Consider the following 884-nt stretch of genomic DNA (forward strand, 5'->3'; position numbering starts at 1 on the left):
ACGCTTTATGCCCGGGATTACATGGTTCAGCCGGTTCGGGAAATCGTTATGCGCTGGCATGCAGCACCGGATTATTGTTAATTACGCAAAACAACGCAGCGCCGGAAATCAAACATCTGCCCTATTCGCCTTCGCTCCCGCAAGGTAGCGTTTCCACGCTGATCGGTGGAAAAGGGATGCAATATTTTATCGGCAATTATGGGCCCGACCGTATTGTATTGATTGACCCGACACAGTCTGACAGTTTCCGATTAATTCAATTGCCAACCCGTCGCGTGCACTTTGCCGTCGACCCGGTGCGTGCCAAATATGCTTATGTGTTTACCGAAGATGGCAAGCTGAATCAGATTGACGTGGTAAAGGGGCAAATCACCCAATCGGTCAGTGTCACCGAACCCTACTCAATGGATGGACATTGGAACGACCCACGGCCACGTATTGCAGTGGCTGACGATAAGATTTTTGTTACCGATCCGCTGAAAAGTAAAATACACGTTCTGGATGCGGTGGCATTTGCTGAAACCGGAGCTATTGCCGTCGAAGGGCAGCCCTTCAACATTGTGGCCGTCGGCGGTTCCGGCAAGGTACATGATGAGGGGCATCATCACGAGCACGACCATCACCATGATGAGGTAAAAAAAGGGAAATGAGGTATCACCTCTTGAGGTGATGTGCCGCTGATAAACGTGAAAAACAGCGCTGTCACGAATAGCGCTGTTTTTTATTCTCGAATGGCGCTGAATGTATTTGTTTTTTCGCCATAGGGACGCTTTTGTACTAGGTTGAAGAGTGACGGGTTAATGGTAGCCCGTGGTTTGTAACGGTGACTGGAGGTGATCATGGGGTTCTGGCGTATTGTGTTAACCATTCTTCTTCCGCCGTTG

General features: G+C 49.5%; 1 pseudogene. It reads left to right on the top strand.

The features are described from left to right. Positions 1-650, top strand: a pseudogene (locus J5224_RS30975) (hypothetical protein); the annotation flags it as partial. Between the last annotated feature and the right edge of the window lie 234 nt (positions 651-884).

The sequence above is a fragment of the Candidatus Symbiopectobacterium sp. NZEC135 genome (assembly GCF_025962695.1).